This is a genomic window from Pseudomonas sp. UBA5706, assembly GCF_002419965.1.
Lineage (GTDB): Bacteria > Pseudomonadota > Gammaproteobacteria > Pseudomonadales > Pseudomonadaceae > Aquipseudomonas.
The window spans coordinates 1-23,071 of the sequence record NZ_DIHC01000005.1 but is presented as its reverse complement, the minus strand read 5'-3'; the positions used below and the strand labels follow the sequence as shown (position 1 = coordinate 23,071).

Below are 23,071 nucleotides of genomic sequence, written 5' to 3'. Positions count from 1 at the left end.
GGGGTGGATTTTACCAAAGCAGCCCGACTGCTTCAGCTAAAAGGCAGCATTTAAAGTAATGTAATTGCGCCGCCCGCACCGACTCGTTGCCAGGGTAATCCAAGTACTAGCGCCTGGAGTTGTTCGGGGTCGAGTTCGATCTCCGACCCACGATGGATGCCCGGCCAATGAAATGTTCCTTGGTTCAAACGCCGTGCCGCCAGCCATATACCGACGCCGTCGTGCACTAGGACTTTCATGCGGTTGGCCCGGCGATTGGCAAAGAGGTAGGCGCAGTGCGGCTTCGCCGCACCGAATACCGCGACCACTCGGGCCAACGCAGTCTCAGTGCCGGCACGCATGTCCATAGGCTCAGTCGCGAGCCAAATGGCATCGACGCGAATCATTGGGCCAGGCCACGAATGAAACACGCGCAGCCGTCCGGATCCGAGGCTGGCCATTTTACGGTGAAAGATTTATCGCCCAGAGGCAGCGAGATGATCACCATCTCTTCTGATGCTCGCCTTGGTACCGATTTTACCGGAACGAAAGCCGGCAAGGTTGCAGGCGATTGATCCCGGTAAATCGGTAGCCACTTGCGGATCACGTTGGCGTTGATGCTGTGATGGATGGCTACGCTGGAAATCGTCGCGCCGGGCTGCAGGCATTCCTGGACGACCTGGGCTTTGAATGGTTTGGGGTAAGAGCTTCGTTGGCGCATGGAAATCCTGGGGATAAGGGCGATCGCGTCCGCTTAAAATACGCGGACACCATCGCCCTTAATGCTGGAGTTCGGTAAGTGACTTCGCCGGACAGTTACAAAACGTCGTCCTCGATGTAGATCTTGCGGCCGGTTTCTTTGTGCCCTTAACTCCAGCGCAAGGGTTTGCCAGGCTGGTATATCCAGTTTCTCGGGCGAAATTCCATATCGCGCTAAGCAGAGCCTTTTCCTGGTTCGCCCTTACTGGAGCTTTCTTGCCGCGATAACGGAGGTATTGCTTCACGTGTTGCGGGCGGATTTCATCAAGAGCAGCGGGAGGGCCATTAAAGAACAGCAATAGTTGCTTGAGCTTTCGGAGGTTGTCCTTCTGCGTTCTGGGTGATTTGGTGGGGACGATCTGAACGAGGTACTGCTGCGCGACGAAAGCGAAGGTACGCAACAACAACCCCGTCAATATCGACTACAACCCGCGCACCCAGTGGCAGGGCAGCTCCGGCCGGATCCAGCGATCGAGAAACGTTTCGCTCGCTTTGATACAGCAGAGAACGGTATCCGAGCGCTGGCCAAGCTGCTTTTGGCGTACCGGAGCAAGGATGGTATGCCTGGCGTTGGCAGTCCCGGCATCGACACGGTGCGCGAGGTGATCAGTCGGTGGGCGCCGGGCGGAGAGAACGACACCGAGTCGTACATCAAGGCGGTGGCCGCCGGTGTCGGCGTCCAGCCCAATCAACCGATCGACATCCGCAACTCCCGTACTCTGATCGCGCTGACCATTGAGATCATCAGGCAAGAGAACGGAAGCGTGCCTTATGCGCCAGAATTGGTAGCGCAAGGAGTTCGCCGGGCATTGATTTGACATTGAATCTACGTGCAAATTTGGGTTAGGCCTGCGCCTCACGGCCGATAGATATGGCATGGCCGCACTGCCGGTGGCCCTTCGAGCGTGCCTTCCATGACACTTACACGCAACCCCCAGCGAGTGCGAAGCAATCTCTACGCCTTGCTGGCTTTCTACCTGTTCTCGATCTTCTTGCTCGCTATTGCCTGGGAGTTCGAAGTCGAGCCGGTAGCTATGCATTTGCTCGACCTGCCGTATGACATCGCCTTCGAAAACTCCGAGCGCTGGCGTTTTGTCCTAACGTCGACAGGTTTTGCCCTATTGGCGACGGTCGTGCCTTTAATTCTCTTGAGGCGCCTGATAAACCGTCTGCATCATAGCTACAACGACCTCGTCGTGGCCCAGGCACTTAGCGATTCGCTGGCACGTCATGATACTCTATCTGGGTTGCTGAACCGCCGGGTGTTTCACGAGCAATTGGTTTTGCGCCTGGAGCAGCCAGCCCTAAACACGGCAGTATTCCTGATCGACCTCGACAAATTTAAAACTATCAATGATACGTACGGGCACGCCGCTGGCGACGGCGCTATCTGCGCGGTCGCGGAAACGCTACGAGAAGCCACCGCCGGCTGGCATGCAGCAGTCGCAAGATTGGGTGGGGATGAGTTTGCCCTTGCTGTCACTGGCGATTTCACCCGCCTCGAGTTAGCGACGTTGGCGGAAAGTGTCTTGACGAAAATTGCCAATGCGGTAACAGGTCTACCCGAGATACTTGGTTTCTCACATTGCCCACGTCCTTGCTGACCTCGAACCAGGTGAATTCCTCGTTCGGCCTGCAGCATTCCCTCGCAATCTTGGCAGGGCGCTCGGGCGCCGGTTTGCAGTTCAGCCTACAGACCGCAGCGGTGCATCGATTTGATCGAACCTGCCACCAGTGATGAGATCTTTAATGCGTGGATCGTCAAGTACCGTATAAGGATAGCCTCGTGGAATCGCGCTGATCTTATCGAGACGCGCGATTTGTTCAAGCGACAGGGCGACTTTTGTTGAAGCAAGGTTACTCTCAAGCTGCGCCAGCGTACGCGGCCCAATAATCGGCAACGAACCTTTGGCGCAGACCCATGAGATAGCGACTTCGCCAGGGCTCACGCCAGCCTCGTGAGAAATCGCGATCAAGGTATCAATAATCGCGCTGCGCTGCGGTGTGTTCTCAGGTTGAAATCCGGCGCCACCCCACGCTTCGTCACGACGGTTTCCGGCATTTTGGTGGCGGTATTTCCCCGTGAGGACACCGCCACCCAATGGCGAGTAAGCCACCACACCAAGACCTAGAGCAGACGCGGCGGAAATGAGGTCCTGTTCAGTTGCGCGCTGAACCAAGCTATGCTCCACCTGTATGCCTGCGACTGGTACGGTACCTCGCAATTCAGCGATGGTCGCGGCGCGTGCGACGCGCCAGGCAGGAAAGTTGGAGAGGCCTGCGTACAAGATTTTGCCGGCCCGTACAAGATCATCGAAGCCTCGCATGATCTCTTCCATCGGCGTAACGCTATCATCCACATGTGCCCAGTACAGATCAATGCGATCGGTTTTAAGGCGCTTCAGGCTGGCTTCAACAGATGTCACCATTGCCTGGCGGCTGTTACCTGTTACTAGGATGCCGGAGTTTGCATCTGTCTTGACTGCAAATTTGGTCGACAGAACAAATTCATCCCGTCGCCCCTTCAGCAAGTCGCCAGTAAATTGCTCCGACTGGCCATCCTGGTAGCCATTAGCCGTATCAATGAAATTACCACCTGCGTTGGCATAGGTATCGAAAATACGCCGTGCTTCCTCCAGAGTCGCCCCGTGGCCGCCCCAAGCCTCACCGAAATTCGCTGTCCCGAGCACCAGCTCGGAAATCCGCAGGCCTGTATGTTCACCAAAAATTTTATAACGCATATTTAATCCTTGTTGTTCCCCATGATGCAGCGGCGCTACAATAAGCGGGTCAGTGATCCGTATAATCTGGATCACTGATCCGATTGTCAAGGAGAGTTCATGCGGTCTGATGCAAAAGAAAACTATCATCACCTCCTAGTGACCGCGCGTGCTGTGGTCGCCGAGGAAGGTGCTAACGCATCAATGCGCGATATTGCTCGCAAAGCCGGGGTGGGCCCTGCCACCCTTTTTCGACACTTCCCCACACGAGATGCGCTGCTCGACACGTTGCTAAGGGGTTCGCTAGAAGAACTGACGCAGAAGGCTAACGCACTCGAATCAGCCCCGTCCGCTGATGACGCGCTAGTGACATGGCTGCACGAGGCCGTGGCGTTTGTTCGGATTTATAGTGGCGTCGTCACCTTAATGGCGTCTGCGCTTTCAGATGCCAGTTCGGCACTGCACGCTTCATGTGCGGGCCTACGCAGCGCTGGCACTCGCCTCTTGGCGAGGGCGCAGGCTGTGGGAACGGCGGACAAGAATATGACAGGTAGCGATCTGTTCGCACTCATAGGGGCGCTAGGCTGGATCGGCGATCAGGCCTCGTACTCCGCGCGCAGCGATTATCTGTTTAATGTCATTGCAAGTGCGATTCTGATAAATCGGCCAAGTCGCGATGTTGCAATGGGTATCATCTGACCCTGGCCAAAAAATCATTCAGGCCGAGTACCCGCCTCGGGCCGGTAACTGACTCTGGCGAACGGCCCACGTGGAAGAAATTTTCAACGCTGCCATACGCCACCAACGATGTGCGGCTTGAAGCGGGACCGTCTTTGACGGACCACTTTGCGCTCAAGACCGTCCCAAGGTTGACTGCTGTTTTTTCATGGCCTCAATGCGCAGAGCTTCATGGAGGTCCTCAAGCTGTTGGCGGCAGTTTTCCAGTTCACCTATCCGATTGCCCATAAAGAATTCTCTCGGAGGCAGCCTGACAGCCTTGTCTCAGTCTCTTTGAGGGTTATTCGAAGCGGGCCGCGCTCGGCTGTCACAGCCTCGTGCATGTCGATCAGCTTCGCCATGTTTTTCCGGTACCGGCTCAAGTCCCTTTGCAGCATGTGGCGTTCCTCGGCCAGCAGATGTGACTGCTGCTCGATCATTTCTTCGCGTGTGAATTCATCGGGCCATTCGGCCAGTTCGGTGGTGTGCAGGGGTGATACTTAACTGTTGTTTGGATACGCAGTGGTCGAGCTTCGACAAGAAACCAGCTTGGCTGACGAACTGCAGGGAGGCTGGTGACAAGGGCGGCGGCACGCGCGCAGGTAGTTCAAAGAGTCCAGGGAGTGCTAAACGGTACATCCATTAGTACAGAGGAATTCAATCTAACCTATGCAGCCCCATAATTAGCTGGCCTGTTGTCCATCAGTTCGACTCCGGCTCGCGACACCATTGCTGTCCTTACGCCCCAGCGCACTCCATGCAGCGCTATTGTTCGAGGACGCGGCTGCATTCACAAGACATTGAAACCAACTCGAGCGATTCAGCAGCAGGCGGCTTCACGGACCGGGCGTGCGTCCATATTCTGCAATCGGGCAGCGTTGACCTGAATCCATTCAGCGTTTTCCCGCAGCGTCACTTGCAAGACCTCGTGAGCCCATGACGCAAGCTCCGGGTTTAGCCGATAGTAGACCCATTGCCCCTGTCGCCGATCCAGCAACAAACCGCTGCTGCGCAGTTGCGCGAGGTGCCGACTGATTTTGGGCTGGCTGTCGTTCAGCGCGCACATCAGTTCGCAGACACAAAGCTCGCCATGGCTGGCGACCAACAACGTGGCGCGTGCTCGAGTCTCGTCGGCCATGCATTTGAAAAATTCCGGAGGAGCGATCATGTGGAAGGCCTTGGGATGCGTAGGGCTGAATATACGAATATCCATATATGTCGTGCAAGCTGTGGTTAATGGTGCCGCGCGTAAAGCGCAGGTCCACCCGTCGGCACCACAGCACTTGGAGGTGCAGCCCTCATACGATCTGTAAGTGCAGATGCCCTGTGCCACAGCCAAGGAAAACATGATGGCTATCGATAACAGCGGCCACAAGGGGCTTATCCTGGCCCGGATGAAGCAACACCCGAAGCCGGCGAACCTCATGATTGGAGACTTGAACGAGCGGAGTCCGAGCCAGAACAGGGAGCCGAGCAAAAGCCGAAAGACTGGAATCCGCCCGCGGGAAAGCCAGGCTTCGATCAAGACGCCCAAATCCCTCGTGGTAACGGTGGCGCCTGACTGAACGGGTTCGAACGCTATAGACCTGCCCAGACGCTGGTCTGGGCTTTTTCTTTATCTGGATATGGAGGTGTGATTACGGCCAATGAATCAGTACCGTGTCAGGTCAAGGATTCAGCCGCAGCCATTGATCGGCAACATCGCCCATCGTCAGCCCGTCCTGTTCCTTGATCCAGGCCATGAACGGCCGGTCGAACTTGAAAGCATTCCCGCATTGCGAGACGAGAAACCGGCGCACGTTCTGCGTGTTGCGATAGTCTTTGTCCAGCGCTGTGGCGCGGGTGAGGGGGGCTGAGTGCCAATCGAATGCCATGCTCACGCCTTTTTTCTGATGTTGTTAAAACCAAGCCGGTGTCCATCACGGTGATGCAGGCACGCGCTGGCCGATGTGAAGTATCGACGTTCCTTGCACCCCTTGCGTTGCCCGATCAAGCTTGCTCTTCCAGGTGCTTGAGCCGTGCCTGCACGGCGTCGTCAAAGATCATGTACAGGGTTTCGATATCCGAGGCGCGAAGCCGCTTCGAAGTTTCCAGCCCGAGGATGAAGGCAATTTCCATTTCTCCCTCGCGTTCGATGTCTTCGCGAGTGGTAGCGGCACTCAGCGCTCGCACCAAGTCATTGATCGGCCCTTGAACTGCCTTGGGCAGTCTGAGCGACTCGATTCTTTCTTGTGGCATTGATGATTCCTGGCGGTTCTGATGGGTCGAGAGGGTGAAAGCGTAACGCGACTTGAAGTTTGCCTTGTTACCGTTTCGGGTAGAAGGTCGCTGGCAGCGCGTGTGCGGCAACGCGCCGAGCGGTGTGCAGCGCCTCAAGCTGTTCGCGGCAGATCTCCAGGCCTGCGATACGATTGGCCAGGGCCGCGTAGTCGCGCAGAGTGTCAGAAAGTCGCGTCGCCGTCTCCTTCAATTCTGCGCGCAAGCTGTCTCGCTCGATACTCACATCGGTATGCATGGCGATGAGCCTGGCCATGTTTTTCCGGTAGCGACTCAGTTCCTGCTGAAACATCCGGCACTCTTCCTCAAGGAGATGGGCGTGCTGCTCGAGCATTTCCTCGCGGCTGAATTCGTCGGGCCATTCTGGCTCAGGTGTGAAATCCATGGGGAATACTCGAATACTGTTCGGATATACAGTAATCGAAAAGGTAAATCCCGTGCCAATTTGGCAGACGAACAGCACGGGATTCGTTTCATTCGTACGTAGCGAAGGGCCGTACACTCCGCGCCACATCGCTTTAGGAGAGCGGCCCTTCAAGCGCAGTCACATCTGCGCTAATACCTTGCGCAAAAACGGTGCTGTCCGACTCGCCTTGACCTTCGCCACCTGTTCAGGGGTGCCGCTGGCGACGATGTTTCCCCCTTGATCGCCGGCCCCGGGGCCGATGTCTATCACCCAGTCGCTTTGCGCCACCACACGCATTTCGTGCTCAACGACGATGACGGTGTGGCCGTTGTCGACCAGAGTGTTGAGTTGGACCAGCAAACGGTCCACGTCGCTGGGATGCAAGCCGGTAGTGGGCTCGTCGAGCACATAAAGCGTGGCGCCGCGCTGGTTGCGCTGCAGTTCGGTGGCGAGTTTGATGCGTTGGGCTTCGCCGCCGGAGAGCTCGGTTGCCGGTTGGCCCAGCCGCAGGTAACCCAGGCCGATATCACGCAGCACAGTCAGCGAACGGAGCACTGCAGGCTGCTCGGCGAACACCTCGACTGCCTGATCGACGGTCAGTTGCAGCACATGTGCAATGTCGAGCCCTTGCCATTGGATTGCCAGGGTTTGCGGGTTATAGCGGGCGCCGTGGCAGGTCGGGCAGGGCGCGTAAACACTGGGCATGAACAGCAACTCGACACTGACGAAGCCTTCGCCTTCGCACACCTGGCAGCGGCCCTTGGCGACATTGAAGGAAAATTGCCCGGCATCGTAGCCAGCCGCCTGGGCGTCAGCGGTTGCAGCGAACAGCTTGCGAACGTTATCGAACAACCCGGTATAGGTTGCAAGATTCGAGCGCGGTGTACGGCCAATCGGCTTCTGGTCGACCTGTACCAACCGTTTGATGGCCTCAAGGCCGTTGGCGATACGGCCACCGGTGAACTGTGGGGCGTCGTCTTCAAGGCTCGGCTCTTCCTGATCGCCAGTTGCGGCCGCAGGACGCCCGAGCGCTGCGCCTACCAACTCCAGCAACGCCTGGCTGACCAGGCTCGATTTGCCCGAGCCGGAGATTCCGGTCACCGATGTGAAGCATCCCAAGGCGAATTCGGCTTTCAGGTTGTCAAGGTTGTTGCGGGTGATGCCCTCCAGGCGCAGCCAGCCAGTCGGTTCACGTCGTTGGGTGCGCAATTCGTTGTGTTCGGCAAACAGGTGCAGGCGGGTCCGGGAGGCTTCGATTTGCGCCAGTCCCTCGGGCGGGCCGCTGTACAAGACCCTGCCGCCGTGCTCACCCGCGGCAGGGCCGACATCGATCAGCCAGTCAGCCCGGCGCATGGTCTCCAGATCGTGCTCGACCACAAACAGCGAGTTGCCGGAAGCCTTGAGTTGTTGCAGGGCCGCGAACAGGGCTTCGCTGTCGGCAGGGTGCAGGCCGGCGGACGGTTCATCCAGCACGTAAATCACGCCGAACAACTGCGAGCCCAACTGGGTGGCCAGACGCAGTCGTTGCAGCTCGCCGGACGACAAGGTTGGAGTGCTGCGGTCAAGTGCCAGGTAACCCAGTCCAAGTTCCGTCAACGTGTTGACCCGAGCCAGCAGGTCTTGCGCGATGCGCTGGGCCGCCAAGCGTTTCTCGACCGATAAGTTGGGGGTTGCGCGCACATCGGGCGCGGCGTCATGGGCCGAACCACCTGAAGTGATGCGTTTCTTGCGTGCCTTGTCGATCTGCTGGCGATCGAGGACCTCGCTCTCGGTGTTATCCTCGAACGTTCCCTGTGCCACAGGCTGCAGCACTTGCGCCAGGCGCAGCAGTGGCATTTGCGACAGCTCACCGATATCCAACCCGGCAAAAGTCACTGACAACGCCTCGCGCTTCAAGCGTTTGCCATCGCATAGCGGACAAGGGCTGCCGCGCATGAACTGCGAAACGCGCTTCTTCATCAGCGCACTCTGCGAATGGGTGAAGGTGTGCAGGACATACCGGCGCGCACCGGTGAACGTACCCTGATAACTGGGTTCGAGCTTGCGCTTGAGTGCCACGCGGGTTTGTTCGGGTGTCAGCCCCGCATACACCGGCGCGGTGGGTTGTTCTTCGGTGAACAGAATCCAGTCACGCTGTTTCTTCGGCAGATCGCGCCACGGGATGTCTACGTCGTAGCCCAACGTGACCAGGATGTCGCGCTGGTTTTGTCCTTGCCAAGCCAGCGGCCAGGAAGCCACCGCGCGCTGGCGAATGGTCAGCGAGTCATCCGGCACCATCAATTCTTCCGGCACTTCGTACACCCGGCCCAGGCCATGGCACTCAGGACAAGCGCCTTGGGGCAGGTTGGGCGAGAAGTCTTCGGCGTACAGCATTGGCTGCCCGGCGGGGTAGTTGCCCGCGCGCGAGTAAAGCATACGGATCAGGCTGGACAGGGTGGTTACGCTGCCAACCGAGGAACGTGTGCTGGGTGTGCCGCGTTGTTGCTGCAAGGCCACGGCCGGCGGCAGGCCGTCGATCGAGTCAACGTTGGGCACGCCCACCTGGTCGATCAGGCGTCGGGCATAGGGCGCCACCGATTCGAAATAGCGGCGCTGGGCTTCGGCATACAGCGTGGAAAACGCCAGGGACGACTTGCCCGACCCGGAGACGCCGGTAAAGACCACCAGCGCGTCGCGGGGAATGTCGACGTCCACGTCCTTGAGGTTGTGCTCACGCGCACCGCGCACCCTGACGAAGCCGGGTTGATCCGGCGCGACAGTGAAAGAAACCGTGGAGGGCGTGTCGATAGGTTCGGGCAGGTGAGGCGCTTTGGTCATGAGCAAGCCTTGGGGTCAATAAGTCTGTGGTGCGTTTACCGAGCTTCCGGGACTTTGGGCGTATGCCCGGCATCGTCGTGCTCGCCGCCGGTCAAAGGTTGCTCCTTGCGGGCTTCTTTCGTGCGATCACGATCATCTGCAACATCGGCGGGTTTGGCGTCCGGGTCATTGATTTTTTCACCGCGGATATGAGCGTTACTCGATGTCATGGTTTTTCTCCTGTCGCGTCATGCAGGGCTTCGGCAGCCTGCAAGCCTTGTAGAAATCCGGCCAATGCTACTTCCTCCATGCGCAGGCCCTTGCGCTGGCGCGAACGTGGCAGTTTGGCCAACTCGCCGACCACGAAGGCTTCCAGAACGGCCGGGTGGATATAGCATTTGCGGCAGACCGCCGGGGTGTTGCCGAGCAGTCGAGAGACTTCCTTGACCATGTCCACAATGTGTTTTTTGGCGTCGGCCGCAGGCTCCCAGTGAAGCTTGCGCAGCGTAGTCAGCGCCATTGCGCTGCCCGCCCAGGTGCGATAGTCCTTGGCGGTGAAGTCAGCGCCGGTCAGGTCGTGAAGGTAACGGTTAATGTCCGAGGAACTGACGGTATGCCGCTGGCCCTCGTCATCCAGATACTGGAACAGATTCTGCCCGGGCAGCTCCATGCAGCGTTTGATGATGGTGGCCAAGCGTCGGTCGGTGACGCTGATCTGATGCTCCACCCCACTCTTGCCGCGAAACTGGAAGAGGATTTTGCTGCCGTGCACATCGACATGCTTGTTGCGCAGGGTTGTCAAACCGTAGGAGCGATTGTCCCGGGCGTACTGGCTGTTACCGATGCGGATCAGCGTCTGATCGAGCAGTGACACCACGGCGGCCATAACTTTTTCGCGGCCCATCCCGGGAGCTGCCAACTGCGCTTCCAGTTGCTTTCGCACCTTTGGCAGCGCCATGCCAAAGGCGATCATGCGCGAGTATTTGTTTTCGTCACGAATCTCGCGCCAGCGCGGGTGGTACCGGTACTGCTTGCGCCCTCGTGCATCGCGGCCAGTGGCCTGCAGATGCCCCATCGGATCGGCGCAGATCCACACATCGGTGTAAGCCGGCGGGATCACCAGCGCATTGATGCGCTTGACCTGCGCTTCGTCACGGATGCGCTGGCCGTCAGTATCGAAGTAAGCGAACTTGCCGCGCAGGATCTTGCGGGTGAAGCCCGGCTGGCTGTCATCGACATAGTGCAGATCCTTGGGCAGATCTTCACGGGATAGAGCGTCCGACATGAATGGCAATCCTGAGAACTGGTCTTTGCATTGACCGTTCCGTTGCGCAGTGGTGCCGATTATTTGAGAGGACGCTCAGCGGCGCGTTCAGCGCAGCCTCCAGCGGCTTCGAAAAAGCCTTCGGTATCCGTGCTCAGGTGAGCAATGCTACCGATTTGATCTGCGCCCAGAGCATTTGCCCTGGATGCAATTGCAACTGATCCCGCGAATACCGGGTGATGCGCGCCAGCAACGGCGTGCCGGCTGCGTCCAGCCGCACCAGCGCGTGAGCGGCATTGTCGGCCGGTACTTCGCTGACGACGGTCACTGGCAGACGATTGAGAATGCTGCTCCGATCGTCCGGTTGAAGGCTGAGGCTGACATCCCGCGCCTGCACCTTGAAGCGCAGCGGCGTATCCATGTCCAACCGCGCGTGGGCGACGCGAATCGACAGTTCGCTGTGCGGCAGGCGCACGGTGAGCAGATGGTAGGCGTCGTCGTAGGCGCGGACCGCACCCTCGATCACAACGCCCGCGTCGTCGCCCATCGCCAATGGCAGGTCAAGGCGGGCCAGGGTCTCGCCGATCGGGCCGCTGGCCAGCACCTTGCCGCCGCTGAGCAGCACCAGGTGGTCGGCGAGCCGCGCCACCTCATCCTGTGAGTGGCTGACGTACAGCATGGGAATGTCGAGTTCGTCGTGCAAGCGTTCCAGGTACGGCAGGATCTCACCCTTGCGGTGAGCGTCCAGCGCCGCCAACGGCTCGTCGAGCAGCAGTAGCCGAGGACTGGTCAACAGCGCGCGAGCAATGCCCACGCGCTGGCGTTCGCCCCCGGAAAGCTTGCCCGGCCGGCGTGACAGCAAATGGTCGATCCCCAGTAACGTGGTGGCTTGCTCCAGGTTCACCCGTCGCTCGCGGGAGGCAATGCGCTTGAGGCCGAACTCCAGATTGCCCCTGACCGTGAGGTGCGGGAACAGGCTGGCTTCCTGAAACACATAGCCCAACGAACGTTTGTGCGGGGCCACGAAGATGCCGTTGGCGCTGTCCTGCCAGACTTCACCGTTGACCGAAATGAATCCGCTGGCAGCTTTCTCCAGACCGGCGATGCAGCGCAGGCAGGTGGTCTTGCCCGAACCTGAGTCGCCGTACAGGGCCGTGACGCCGTGACCGGGCAGGGACACATCGACGTTTACTGCAAAATCGGAAAAGTCCAGATTCAGGCGGACTTCGATGCTTGAGTTCATACGTGTCAGCTCCAGGCTGCTTTGGTTTTGCCGCTGGAGTAGAGCGCCAACAGAACCAGGAAAGAGAACACCAGCATCGAGCCGGCCAGCCAGTGTGCCTGCAGGTATTCCATGGACTCGACGTGGTTGTAGATCTGGGTCGACACCACCCGGGTTTTTCCGGGGATATTGCCGCCAATCATCAGGACCACACCGAATTCGCCCACCGTGTGCGCAAAGCCCAGGATCGCCCCGGTGATGAAACCAGGGCGCGCCAGCGGCAGCACCACGGAAAAGAATGTATCCCACGGATTGGCGCGCAGGGTCGCGGCCACTTCAAGCGGGCGCGGACCGATGGCAACAAAGGCGTTCTGCAGCGGCTGCACCACGAAAGGCAGGGAGTACAGCACCGAGCCGACGATCAGGCCGCTGAAGCTGAAGGTCAGCGTGCCCAGGCCAATGCTCTGGGTGAATTGCCCTACCGCGCCATGGGGCCCGAGCAACAGCAGCAGATAGAAGCCGATTACCGTAGGCGGCAACACCAGCGGCAAGGCCACCACCGCGCCGACGGGCCCTTTGAGCCAGGAGCGGGTACGCGCCAGCCACAAGGCGATGGGGGTGCCGACGATCAGCAGAATCACTGTGGTCAACGATGCCAGTTTCAGCGTCAGCCATATCGCCGCGAGGTCGGCACTGCCCAGTGGCATTTACAGCTGGTACCCGTAGGACTTGATCACCGCAGCGGCTTTGGGCCCCTTGAGGTACTCCATCAACGCCTTGGCCGCAGCGCTGTCCTTGCCCTTGTTCAGGATCACGGCATCTTGCTTGATCGGCTCATGCAGGTTGGCTGGAACGATCCACGCCGAACCGCTGGTCAACTTGCCGTCCTTGTACACCTGAGACAGGGCGACAAAGCCCAGTTCGGCGCTGCCGCTCTGCACGAACTGGTACGCCTGAGCGATGCTCTGGCCTTCGACAATCTTCGCTTTGGTGGCCTCGGTCAGGCCGAGCTTATCCAGAACCTGAGTCGCGGCCAGGCCGTAGGGAGCGGCTTTGGGGTTAGCAATCGACAGGTGTTGATATTGGTTTTGCTTCAGTACCTCGCCTTTGTCATCCACATAACCATCCTTGGCCGACCACAGGGCCAGGGTGCCGACCGCATAGGTGAAGCGCGAGTCCTTGACGATTTCATTTTCTGCTTCGAGTTTGGCGGGCGTGGTGTCATCGGCCGCGAGGAACACTTCGAAAGGCGCGCCGTTCTTGATCTGGGTGTAGAACTGGCCCGTGGCACCAAAGGAAGCCACCAGCTTGTGCCCGGTGTCCTGCTCGAAATCCTTGGCAATGGCCTGAATCGGAGCGGTGAAGTTGGCAGCGACCGCTACCTGGACTTCATCGGCCAATACGCTGCCGGCCGAGAAGGCAGCAGCAGCGATAACCAGGGATTTAAGCGTGACGCGAAGGGAAGTTGCGCGCATGAAACAGCTCCATGTTGTTGTTTATAAGGTGATGACGGACGTCAACCGATACCGGCCAAACGCTATGCACCGGAATATATAGCGTGAGGTCACCTCAAGGAAGCCTGTTCTTCGCGGCTGGGCGCCTAAGCGGTGTCAGTGACCGAATCCGGCCAGCCTTTCCAGGGTCTGAATCGCCAACTGCCGGGTCAGCGCTTCGCCGGCCAGGGCGTGCTTGATACCAACGGCCTGACCCGCCCACAGGTTCATGAAGCCGTCTTCGCCCAGTGGCTCCGCTTTGCCGCGCAGCGGGATCAGCGCGCCGCCTGCGCTGGGAAACGCCGGAGCGTGGGGGCTGATAGGACCGATCTCGCGCATGATGCGGTTAACGATCCCGCGAGCAGGACGCCCGGTGAAAATGTTGGTCAGTGCAGTGTGGCTGTCCTTGGCGCTGGCGAGCGCCGCCCGATGCAGTGCCGAGACCTTGGCTTCTGCACTGAAAAGGTATGCAGTACCCAGTTGCACGGCCGACGCCCCCAGCATGAAGGCGGCCGCGATACCGCGGCTGTCGGCAATGCCCCCGGCAGCGATGACGGGCACCCGCACTGCATCGGCAACCTGCGGCACCAGGGCCATTGTCCCGACTTGGGTATGGAGCTCATCGCTGAGAAACATACCGCGATGTCCCCCGGCTTCATAACCCATGGCAATGATCGCGTCACAGCCATGCTGCTCAAGCCATACCGCCTCTTCCACGGTGGTGGCCGAGGATATGACCTTCGCGCCGGTGGCCTTTACCCGGGCGAGGAGATCAGCCGCAGGCAGACCAAAATGGAAACTGACCACCTGTGGCTTCAGTTCCTCGACCAGCGTGCAGCCGGCATCGTCGAATGGCGCGCGATTGGAAGTGGGGGTTGGGCCGTCGAAGTCAGCCCCTAACTCCTGATAATAAGGTTGCAGCAGGTCTTTCCAGGCCTTTTGCGCGTCAGGGTCGGGGGCCGGCGACGGGTGTACGAAGAAATTCAGGTTCAGTGGCGCGTGAGTGGCGGCGCGGATGAGCGCCACTTCCTCGCGAATCTGCACATGGCTGAGCATCGCGCAGGGTAGGGAAGGCAAGCCGCCGGCCCGGCCCACGGCGATCGCCAGTGCAGAACCGGCGGCACCTGCCATTGGCGCGAGCAGAATAGGCACTTCGATACCGAACAGCTTGAGAAGGCGGGTGTCAGGCCAGGCAATCATGGGCAGAGTCTCCAAAGCAGGTGGCGATCGGGCCGATGGCACGCTGAGTTTTTCACCCTCGGCGCTAATGATTTCTGATGCGTGCAAACGTGCAGTTGATTTAATAGACGGTCGGTCTAATATGCAACCCCATGACCGACATGAACACCAAACCCAGACGCCCGGGCCGCCCTCCAAAGACACCGCGCGCTGATGACTTCGACACTCGCCAGACGCTGATCCGTTGTGGCGTCGAAGTCTTGACCGAGCAGGGCTTCATGGCCACCGGCATCGACGGCATCCTCAAACGCGTCGGCGTGCCTAAAGGTTCGTTCTATCACTATTTTGCAAGCAAAGAGGTGTTTGGCCTTGAGGTGTTGGCCAGCTATGCCGGGTATTTCGCCAAGCGTCTGGATCGCTGGCTGCTGGATGAGACGCTGACGCCGCTGGAGCGACTGGTCGGTTTCGTGCAGGAGTCCAAGGCCAATATGGCGCGTCATCAGTACCGCCGCGGGTGTCTGGTGGGCAACTTGGGGCAGGAGGTCAGCGTACTCCCGGACGGTTTTCGTAATGCATTGGAGGCAATATTCCTCGACTGGCAAAGGCGCCTCTGTACATGTTTTGACGCCGCCAGGCAGGCCGGTGAGTTGCCCGATCATGCCGACTGCGCCGAGCTGGCGGCGTATTTCTGGATCGGCTGGGAAGGCGCTGTGCTGCGCACCCGTCTTGTGCAAAGCGATGCTCCGCTGAACACGTTTATCGCAGGATTTCTCCGTGGTCTGCCACGCTGACGATCGTTCTATTTGTAGGCGATCGGTCTATATCGGGCACAACCCATTTTTAACGGCGTTTGGTCGGCAAGGGGCACGTTTCCCGACAGTGCCGGACGTTGACCTTGCAGGCACCGTGGCAGGGAGCAGCGATCCTTTTTCGGGGCGGGTGATCGAGCTGCCCATCGGCTGATGGATGGGCAGGTACGTGGCAGGGTAGTGGTCGACACCCAGCGCTAGGCGGCGCGGCGCGTGCCGGGTTTTCCGTACATGAAGTCGCTGATCTGCAACACGCTGATCTGGTTGCAGGCAGGGTGCCTTGGATTGACCAGCAGACAGCGGGTGCCATCCATCGTCGCTGACGGCAGGATCAGTCCCAACTGCTCGTTGCGCTCGAGCCAGCAGCCGCCGAAATCCATGCTGGGCCTGTCCGGCGGCAAGTTGTCCCAGCCCAGCGGCAGTTGGGCAAGCGACGGTTCCTGATACAGCGCCGGGTCGCTGGGCAATTGCAGGTGCATGAGCTTGAACGGCAGGGTCGGCACGTGGCCGGCGAGTATCACCGGATCCAGTGCGCAGCCCGACGGACTCAGGCCCAGGTATAGCGCGGGTTGCTCAGGATGATTCCAGCGCCCGCCGAACAACGCCGCTCCCGCGCCGGACAGATCGGTGACATCCTCAGCCTTGCCGATTCTCCAGGCCTGCATCAGACCACCCCTCCGTGCTGCAACGCCGCCAGCACCCGACGCACCTGGCTGGCGCCGATTTCGGTTTCGCACAGGGCAATGGGGGTTTGGTCGTTGAGCGCGCGGTTGGGCGCCATCATCCAGCGCCGCGCGGTGTCCTGATCTTCGAACACGTCGGCAGCACGGGTTGCCAGCGAGGCGACACGATCCAGTCGCTCGGAACCCACCAGGTCCAGCGGTCGTCGTTGCCGCTGACGGCGTTCCAGGGTGGAGATCGAAGCATTGAGTAACGCTTCCAACTGACTGTTGTTCAGTTGAAAGGCATTGCGCACGGCCTTAACCCATCCCGGTGGAAAACCGGTGCGGATGTAGGCCAGGCGTTCAGTTTCGTTGCGGGTATTGAGCTGATCAGCGATCAGCCAGAAAGCGGGCGAGGCCGCGTGAGTTGACGCTTGAAAAATGGCAGGCACGTCCATGCTCCTTGGTCAGATATCCGGTGCTGGACGTTACGCCCCTGTCACTGTTTCTCAAGTCCCAAGCTGTTACACGGGTTTGCCCGCCTCTCGCGCTCGATCAACTCGTGTTTACGCTCGGCACCCCAACGATACCCCGACAGGGCACCATCGCTGCGCACCACGCGATGACAGGGAATGGCCACGGCCAGACGATTGGCGCCGCAGGCCTGGGCCACCGCGCGTACGGACGTCGGTGCGCCGATGCGCCGGGCGATGTCTGCGTAACTGGCGGTGGTGCCCGGTGGAATTTGTAGCAGCGCCTGCCAGACCCGCTGTTGAAACGCCGTGCCCTGCAAGTCGAGGGGTAAATTCAGGCCGAGTCCAGGCGCTTCGACGTAGCCGATTACCTGAGCGATCAGTTGCTCGAATTGCGAATCGCCGCCGATCAGCGTGGCGCGGTGAAACTGATCCTGCAGATCGCGCACCAGTTGATCCGGATCGTCGCCCAGCAGAATCGCACAGACCCCGCGCTGGCTTTGCGCAACCAGAATTGAACCGAGAACGCATTCGCCCACGGCAAAGCGAATGTCGGCATTGGCGCCGCCCTTGCGGTAGTCCGACGGTTTCATGCCCAGCAGTTTGTCGCTGGCCTCGTAAAACCGGCTGTTGGAGTTAAAGCCCGCCTCATACATGGCTTCGGTGACGCTTAATGCGTCGCCCAGACGACTGCGCACCCGGTCGGCCCTGTGGGCGTTGGCCCAGGCTTTCGGCGTGACGCCGGTGACCGCCTTGAACACGCGATGCAAATGCCACGGGCTAATGCCTGAAGTGCCTGCAAGCTGGTTGAGAGTGGGCAGGTTTTCGGCTTCGACGATCTGTCGGCAGGCCAGCGCGACCAGCCGGGCATGCTGCTTGGTTAACTGTGTCCGGTCGGCGGCCGCTCGTTTGCTGGGACGATAGCCAGCGGCTTCGGCCTGGGCGGCGCTGTCGAAGAACACCACGTTCTCCGGGCGCGGCAGGCGCGAGACACTACTGGGGCGGCAGTAAATCCCGGTGGTGCGCACCGCGTAGACGAAGCGCTCGTCGGCAGTTGGGTCACGGGCCACAACCGCTGCCCAGCGCGGATCGTCCTGGATGCTCCGGGTGCTGCGGGAAGATTTACGTTGGCTCATGCACCGTTACCCAGGCAAGTGGCTGTTTGTACGACAGACTATTGGTCGCACCGGGAAATTGATTCCCGAGTCTTGCGCTCTAATTCAGCCAAGCAGTGGCGGCAGCGTGCCCAGCAATGACACCGCTGCCAGGGCGGCCGCACCGAAGGCCCCTTCGAGCAGCAGGCTGACGCACAATACCCGTAGCTGCAGAATCGGCGCGCGAGCCAGCCCGCGGTTCACCCCCGCCAGTAGCAGCATGCACAGCACCAGCGCCACCTTGACGGCCAGCACCAGCCCGAACCCCGACAGCGCAGGCTGCGGCCAGACAGCACCGCTCAGGGCACGGACGTTGATCATGCCGGTGACGATGATCAGCGCCACCAGGCCATAACCGAGGCCGCTGAAACGCTGCAGCAGGCTACGCAAATCGACATCGTTGGCAGCCCTCAGCAACACGCCGAGCATTAACAACCCGCCGAGCCAGGTGCCCACGCCAATCAGATGCAGCATCTGATTGAAGATCAGTAAATCGCCCCGAAGCCCGTCGAACATGGCGCCGTGGCCCACCGGCGCCAGCGTCAGCAGCAGCAGCGTGGTCAGGCACATCCACACGCGCGGCGCCGAATGCGCTGCGCGTAGCGCCCACCGCAGCGTCAGTGCATTGAGGGCCAGGTGGGCGATCCAGACATGGCCAAAAAACGTATGCCCCAGGACCCGCATAACGGTCGCGGGATTGACCGCGTCCTGCCAGTCGCCAGCCATGCTCGCAGCCGTCAGCATCAACCAGCCGAGCGCGCTGAGCAATGCCGCTACGCTCATCCACATTCGCGCGCGGTCGAGGCGAAGGCCTGCGGGGCTGGCGTCGAACGGCTGCAGGGCAGAGCTGAACAGCACGTGGCGAAACAGGCCGGTGCCAAACAGCAGCAGGACCGCGCCGAAATGCACGAATCGGCACAGGATCAATCCTTCCTGCATGGCGTTAAGGCGTCACCTGAAAGCGGTAGACGCCTTCGCTTTTGTGGGTGTCCACGGAGACCGCATGCCATTCGACCTTGTACTTACCAGGTGCCAGCGGCACGGCCGGAACGACGATCAAGACCTTTTTGTCGGCCGGGTCCGTGGTAACGCTTTGGATCTGGATGATTTCCGTCCCCTGACCCGGGCCGTCGAGGCTGATCGCGACTTTGCTGAACGTATCCTCAACGCCTTCGGAAAAATTCAGGCGCAGTTCCCTGGGTGTGCTCACTTCGCTGTCGGCAGCTGGCAGCTGGCTTTCCAGGTGAGCGTGAGCGAAGGCAGACGAGGTGGTCAGGCATGCCATCAAAGAGAAGCATGAGAGGGCGAGCTTTACGCGTTGGGCAGACATCAAGGGCACCTTTGGTTGTGCGGCAGCTTTTTGAAGCAACGTTCATGTCAGGAACCGATACCTGTCGATTCCAATAAATGCGAGCACTACTAGACCAGAAAGTATCGGCGGACTCCAGTCAATACGCCAATCCTTGCCCACGCACGCACGCCCCCTGTCCTGCAGACCGGTTTCGCTGCGAAATCAACGGCTCTGGCGATGCGCGCCCTGCGGGCCTTCATTGATCGCCAGCCTGTGGTGTCGAGACTCAGGCCAGCCATTGAACGAGCGTCCGGTTTTCTCTATGTTGGCCGTTCATCCGTTTTTCGCAATCCTTCCTGCGATCCACCCCGCGTTGCATGAAAAGAGGCCCTGGCATGCGTTTTTCCCCCTTTGTCGAACGAATTGCCGGGCATGGCGTGGCCGCTTGGGACATTCATCACGCTGCCTTCCAGGCGCAGCGCGACGGCCAGGATGTGATCATCCTCAGCATCGGCGACCCCGATTTCGCCACACCCCAGTTCATTACCGATGCCGCTATCAACGCATTGCGCGGCGGCGACACCCATTACGCCGACATTCCCGGACGGCCGAAGCTGCGTCAGGCCATTGCTGCACGCTATGCAGCCAGGCTCGGTCGCGAGGTCGACGCGCAAAACGTCATTGCCGTCGCCGGGGCGCAGAACGCCTTGTTCATCGCGTCGCTGTGTTTGCTGCAGGCGGGCGATGAGGTCGTGGTCCTTGACCCCATGTACGTGACCTATGAGGCGACGCTCAGGGCCTCCGGCGCGACTCTTGTTCGAGCTATCTGCGATGCCGATTCAGGGTTTCGCCTGAACCCGCAGAACCTGTCAGATGCCATAACCGAGCGCACCCGCGCGATCTTTCTGTCCAACCCTAACAATCCGACGGGTGTAGTGCTCGACCGCGAGGAGCTGCAGATCATCGCCGATCTGGCGATTGCCCACGATCTCTGGGTGGTGGTGGACGAGGTCTATGAAAGCCTGTGCTACGAGCGCGAGCACGTCAGCCTTGCCAGCCTGCGCGGTATGGAGAAACGCTGCGTGGCAGTCGGCAGCCTTTCCAAGTCACACGCCATGACCGGTTGGCGCATCGGCTGGCTGATGGCAGACGCCGAATTGATTGGCCATGCAGAGAATCTGGCGCTGAGCATGCTCTACGGATTGCCGGGTTTCGTGATGGAAGGCGCCCTGGCGGCAGTGTTGGCCCATGACCAGGTCACCGGAGGGATGCGCGATACCTATCGGCGTCGGCGAGACCTGGTCGTGAGGCGGTTGAGCGATTGCCAGGGAATCGCCGTGCTGGAACCGGGGGCAGGGATGTTCGTTCTGGTCGATGTGCGCGGCACAGGTCTGACGTCGCTGGAATTTGCCTGGCGCCTGTTTCGCGAGACAGGAGTGTCGGTGCTCGATGCCGCCGCGTTCGGCGAACCGGCCCAGGGTTTCGTACGACTGTCGTTTACCCTGGGCGAGGCGCAGTTGGCCGAGGCGTGTGAGCGGATTGCGGGGTTTGTCGGCGGGCTGGTCGGTCGGCGGTGTCGCTAATGACCTTGCGCGATGCGGCCCCTCGGGGGCACCACCATGCCGATGAAACGGTGAGACGCCTTGTTCCAGAACGCCAGACCCTCATCAGCCTGCAAAGGTGGAACTCCAACTAGCGCAATGGCAGCAATGAGCCCGAGCAGTAAAGAGATCGTGAAACTTGCATAAATGATTAGTTAATAAAAAAAGCCACCGCACTGGTGTGAGGTGGCTAAAAAGTCTTACCAAAGGAATGATGAAGTGGAGCAAGATTCGATCATCTGATGCTGCGGATTCATCAGATCATTGATTCATGTGCTTCATCGCCGACAACGGTAACACCGCCGTCTCATAGAGAACTATTACGAACATCGATAGTGACTATCACGGTCGATTCATGAACCGTCGAGCGGAAAAATGCTAAAAGTTTTTCAATCCGCGAGCACATCCGGTAAAAAATCGAGGTCTCGTACAGCCTCATCGGAACAATAAGGAAATGGGCTCCAGCCTGTAGATTTGCCGTGAAGACCAATGACGGCGTTGATGTATTTGCCCATCTGCCATAGCGCCAACCCCATCGTTTCAATATCAGCCCTGAACGCAGGAGCACGCCCTGAGTCTCAGGGGTGGCGGGACGTTGGGCCTTAATCGAGACAGGGGATAATAATGACGTTTGTGAAATGGAACCTCGTAACGCTCGCGGTTTCGCTGGGCGTGAGTCAACTGGCCGCGGCAGGGGTCGTCAGTGACCAGTCCGACACCAAGGGCTTTGTCGAAGACAGCAGCCTGACGGTTCATCTTAAGAACTACTACTTTAACCGCGATGGCAAGAATGGCGGTGGCGACCGCAAGGACTGGACCCAGGGCGTACTGGGTAATTTCAGTTCCGGCTTCACTCAAGGCACCGTTGGTTTCGGTGTCGATGCCTATGGATATTGGGGCATCAAGCTCGATGGCGGGGCAGGTACGGCGGGTACCGGCAACTTGCCGGTGGACCGGCACGGCGACCCCGAAGACGAATACGGCACCGCTGGCGGCGCCATCAAAATGCGCATTTCCAAGACCGAGCTGCGTTACGGCGATCTGATGCCGGCCTCGCCGGTATTCGCCGCCGGTGGCTCGCGGCTGTTTCCACAGACCGCGACAGGCTTCAATCTGCTGAGCAGCGATATCGCCGGACTCGAACTGGACGGCGGGCATTTCACTGGTGGTAACGGCCCGGTCACCACCAACCACGATCACGATATCTACGCCTCGTACGCCGGTGTTACTGCGACGAGCGTTGATTATGCGGGCGGCAAATATTCATTTAGCGACAATCTGACGGCGAGCCTGTATGCGTCCAATCTCAAGGATGTCTGGGATCAATACTATGGCAATCTGAATTACACCCAGACGATAACCGATGACCAGTCGGTGAACTTCGATTTCAATATCTATCGCACCAATGATGCAGGTTCCGCCAAGGCGGGGGATATCAGTAACACGACGTGGTCGCTGGCGGCGGCTTATTCGTTCCTGACGGCGCATACGGTGACGCTGGCGTATCAGAAAGTTCACGGTGATACGCCGTTCGATTATGTGGCCTTTGGCATAAATGGTCCTGGCGATACGGGGGATTCGATCTTTCTGGCGAACTCGGTGCAGTATTCCGACTTCAACGGCCCGGGGGAGAAGTCGTGGCAGGCGCGTTATGACCTGAATATGGCGAGTTATGGGGTACCGGGGCTTAGTTTCATGGCGCGGTATATAACCGGTGACAATATTGACGGGTCGCATATGCCTGCGAACAGTACTTATGTCAATTACGGGTATGGCGATGATGGCAAGCATCATGAAACCGATGTCGAGGCCAAGTATGTGGTGCAGTCGGGGCCTGCGAAGGATCTGGCGTTACGCATGCGGCAGTCGTTTCACCGTGCCAATGCGGATCAAGGGGAGGGGGATAACAATGAGTTGCGGCTGATCGCCGATTATCCGATTAATGTGTTCTGATTCTCTGCGTTTCCGTTAGGTGAAGAAGCCGGAAAGCCTTGAGGGCGTCTGGCTTTTTTTTGTGGTTGGTTTTTTGTCGGCGCAGGGTTGGAGGGTAGATCTGTTTGTGGTGGTGGCGTTGATTCACCTTCGCGCCCTTACAGCGGGTCACTTTTGGCAAAAGCGTCCCAAAAGTGACCAAAAACGCTTTGTTCCTGGTTTGGCCTCGACTTCGTCAAGGTTCCCTCACGCAGGCGACGCTCCGTGGGCCCGCCGCCATCGGCCTGCACCCAACGCGATCCGTGTACTGATCATTCCACGCTCCGCGTCACTAGTG

General features: G+C 59.5%; 22 protein-coding genes and 4 pseudogenes. 6 read left to right on the top strand and 20 right to left on the bottom strand.

Annotated elements, in window-relative coordinates:
• Positions 1–50: 50 nt before the first annotated feature.
• The 3 genes and pseudogenes from tnpB to B3I26_RS02835 form a co-directional block, all read right to left on the bottom strand.
• Positions 51–386 (bottom strand): IS66 family insertion sequence element accessory protein TnpB, encoded by a 336-nt coding sequence (gene tnpB / locus B3I26_RS02845; RefSeq protein WP_296254907.1) that lies wholly within the window; start codon positions 384–386, stop codon positions 51–53.
• A complete protein-coding gene (tnpA, locus tag B3I26_RS02840) occupies positions 383–700 on the bottom strand; it encodes an IS66-like element accessory protein TnpA (RefSeq protein ID WP_296254905.1) in 318 nt (105 codons plus the stop codon). The genes tnpB and tnpA overlap by 4 nt, the downstream gene beginning before the upstream one ends.
• A gap of 101 nt (positions 701–801) precedes the next feature.
• Positions 802–1,133: pseudogene (locus B3I26_RS02835) on the bottom strand (integrase); the annotation flags it as partial.
• 22 nt (positions 1,134–1,155) lie between these two features.
• Here B3I26_RS02835 and B3I26_RS02830 point away from each other — a divergent pair.
• Positions 1,156–1,556: pseudogene (locus B3I26_RS02830) on the top strand (structural protein P5).
• A gap of 96 nt (positions 1,557–1,652) precedes the next feature.
• A pseudogene (locus tag B3I26_RS02825) lies at positions 1,653–2,309 on the top strand (GGDEF domain-containing protein); the annotation flags it as partial.
• A gap of 114 nt (positions 2,310–2,423) precedes the next feature.
• Here B3I26_RS02825 and B3I26_RS02820 read toward each other — a convergent pair.
• Positions 2,424–3,479, bottom strand: a complete 1,056-nt coding sequence (locus tag B3I26_RS02820) for an aldo/keto reductase (protein ID WP_296254903.1) — start codon at positions 3,477–3,479, stop codon at positions 2,424–2,426.
• Between the two features lie 99 nt (positions 3,480–3,578).
• On the opposite strand from B3I26_RS02820, the gene B3I26_RS02815 reads away from it, so the two are divergent.
• Positions 3,579–4,157 (top strand): TetR/AcrR family transcriptional regulator, encoded by a 579-nt coding sequence (locus B3I26_RS02815; protein WP_296254901.1) that lies wholly within the window; start codon positions 3,579–3,581, stop codon positions 4,155–4,157.
• An 838-nt stretch (positions 4,158–4,995) separates the two neighbouring features.
• On the opposite strand, the gene B3I26_RS02810 is transcribed toward B3I26_RS02815, so the two are convergent.
• The 11 genes from B3I26_RS02810 to B3I26_RS02760 form a co-directional block, all read right to left on the bottom strand.
• The gene (locus B3I26_RS02810) at positions 4,996–5,343 is read right to left on the bottom strand and encodes a metalloregulator ArsR/SmtB family transcription factor (RefSeq protein WP_296254899.1); all 348 of its coding nucleotides are present in this window, start codon (positions 5,341–5,343) and stop codon (positions 4,996–4,998) included.
• A gap of 499 nt (positions 5,344–5,842) precedes the next feature.
• Positions 5,843–6,049: a DUF6434 domain-containing protein gene (locus B3I26_RS02805; RefSeq protein ID WP_296254897.1), complete on the bottom strand. Its 207-nt coding sequence runs from the start codon at positions 6,047–6,049 to the stop codon at positions 5,843–5,845.
• A 115-nt stretch (positions 6,050–6,164) separates the two neighbouring features.
• Complete coding sequence (locus tag B3I26_RS02800; RefSeq protein WP_296254895.1) at positions 6,165–6,413, bottom strand: hypothetical protein; 249 nt, start codon at positions 6,411–6,413, stop codon at positions 6,165–6,167.
• 67 nt (positions 6,414–6,480) lie between these two features.
• Positions 6,481–6,915: a hypothetical protein gene (locus tag B3I26_RS02795; RefSeq protein WP_296254893.1), complete on the bottom strand. Its 435-nt coding sequence runs from the start codon at positions 6,913–6,915 to the stop codon at positions 6,481–6,483.
• Between the two features lie 81 nt (positions 6,916–6,996).
• Positions 6,997–9,675, bottom strand: a complete 2,679-nt coding sequence (locus B3I26_RS02790) for an excinuclease ABC subunit UvrA (protein WP_296254891.1) — start codon at positions 9,673–9,675, stop codon at positions 6,997–6,999.
• 35 nt (positions 9,676–9,710) lie between these two features.
• Positions 9,711–9,884: a hypothetical protein gene (locus B3I26_RS02785; protein WP_296254889.1), complete on the bottom strand. Its 174-nt coding sequence runs from the start codon at positions 9,882–9,884 to the stop codon at positions 9,711–9,713.
• Positions 9,881–10,939: a DNA topoisomerase IB gene (locus B3I26_RS02780; RefSeq protein WP_296254887.1), complete on the bottom strand. Its 1,059-nt coding sequence runs from the start codon at positions 10,937–10,939 to the stop codon at positions 9,881–9,883. The genes B3I26_RS02785 and B3I26_RS02780 overlap by 4 nt, the downstream gene beginning before the upstream one ends.
• Positions 10,940–11,072: 133 nt before the next feature.
• Positions 11,073–12,161: a molybdenum ABC transporter ATP-binding protein gene (gene modC / locus B3I26_RS02775; RefSeq protein ID WP_296254885.1), complete on the bottom strand. Its 1,089-nt coding sequence runs from the start codon at positions 12,159–12,161 to the stop codon at positions 11,073–11,075.
• 5 nt (positions 12,162–12,166) lie between these two features.
• Positions 12,167–12,847, bottom strand: a complete 681-nt coding sequence (gene modB, locus B3I26_RS02770; RefSeq protein ID WP_296254884.1) for a molybdate ABC transporter permease subunit — start codon at positions 12,845–12,847, stop codon at positions 12,167–12,169.
• Positions 12,848–13,615: a molybdate ABC transporter substrate-binding protein gene (gene modA, locus B3I26_RS02765; protein ID WP_296254882.1), complete on the bottom strand. Its 768-nt coding sequence runs from the start codon at positions 13,613–13,615 to the stop codon at positions 12,848–12,850.
• Between the two features lie 135 nt (positions 13,616–13,750).
• A complete protein-coding gene (locus B3I26_RS02760; protein WP_296254880.1) occupies positions 13,751–14,833 on the bottom strand; it encodes an NAD(P)H-dependent flavin oxidoreductase in 1,083 nt (360 codons plus the stop codon).
• A gap of 131 nt (positions 14,834–14,964) precedes the next feature.
• Here B3I26_RS02760 and B3I26_RS02755 point away from each other — a divergent pair, with 131 nt between their 5' ends.
• Positions 14,965–15,603 (top strand): TetR/AcrR family transcriptional regulator, encoded by a 639-nt coding sequence (locus B3I26_RS02755; RefSeq protein ID WP_296254878.1) that lies wholly within the window; start codon positions 14,965–14,967, stop codon positions 15,601–15,603.
• Between the two features lie 215 nt (positions 15,604–15,818).
• Here B3I26_RS02755 and B3I26_RS02750 read toward each other — a convergent pair whose 3' ends face one another.
• The 5 genes from B3I26_RS02750 to copC all read right to left on the bottom strand — a co-directional run bounded on the left by B3I26_RS02750 (position 15,819) and on the right by copC (position 19,240).
• Positions 15,819–16,286, bottom strand: coding sequence for an RES family NAD+ phosphorylase (locus tag B3I26_RS02750; protein WP_296254876.1), 468 nt, complete (start codon positions 16,284–16,286; stop codon positions 15,819–15,821).
• Positions 16,286–16,735 (bottom strand): type II toxin-antitoxin system Xre/ParS family antitoxin, encoded by a 450-nt coding sequence (gene parS, locus B3I26_RS02745; protein WP_296254874.1) that lies wholly within the window; start codon positions 16,733–16,735, stop codon positions 16,286–16,288. Before parS ends, B3I26_RS02750 begins: the two co-directional genes overlap by 1 nt.
• Before the next feature lie 47 nt (positions 16,736–16,782).
• Positions 16,783–17,892 carry a bifunctional DNA-binding transcriptional regulator/O6-methylguanine-DNA methyltransferase Ada gene (ada, locus tag B3I26_RS02740; protein ID WP_296254873.1) on the bottom strand — a complete coding sequence of 370 codons (1,110 nt, stop codon included), beginning with the start codon at positions 17,890–17,892 and terminating at the stop codon, positions 16,783–16,785.
• Positions 17,893–17,976: 84 nt separating this feature from the next.
• A complete protein-coding gene (gene copD, locus B3I26_RS02735; protein WP_296254871.1) occupies positions 17,977–18,849 on the bottom strand; it encodes a copper homeostasis membrane protein CopD in 873 nt (290 codons plus the stop codon).
• A gap of 4 nt (positions 18,850–18,853) precedes the next feature.
• Entirely contained in the window at positions 18,854–19,240 is a 387-nt protein-coding gene (copC, locus tag B3I26_RS02730; protein WP_296254869.1) for a copper homeostasis periplasmic binding protein CopC, read from the bottom strand.
• A gap of 356 nt (positions 19,241–19,596) precedes the next feature.
• Between copC and B3I26_RS02725 the strand changes: the two are divergent.
• Together B3I26_RS02725 and B3I26_RS02720 are read left to right on the top strand one after the other, a co-directional pair.
• Positions 19,597–20,772 (top strand): annotated as a pseudogene (locus B3I26_RS02725) (pyridoxal phosphate-dependent aminotransferase); the annotation flags it as partial.
• Between the two features lie 654 nt (positions 20,773–21,426).
• Complete coding sequence (locus B3I26_RS02720; protein ID WP_296254867.1) at positions 21,427–22,755, top strand: OprD family porin; 1,329 nt, start codon at positions 21,427–21,429, stop codon at positions 22,753–22,755.
• The last annotated feature ends 316 nt before the right edge of the window (positions 22,756–23,071 follow it).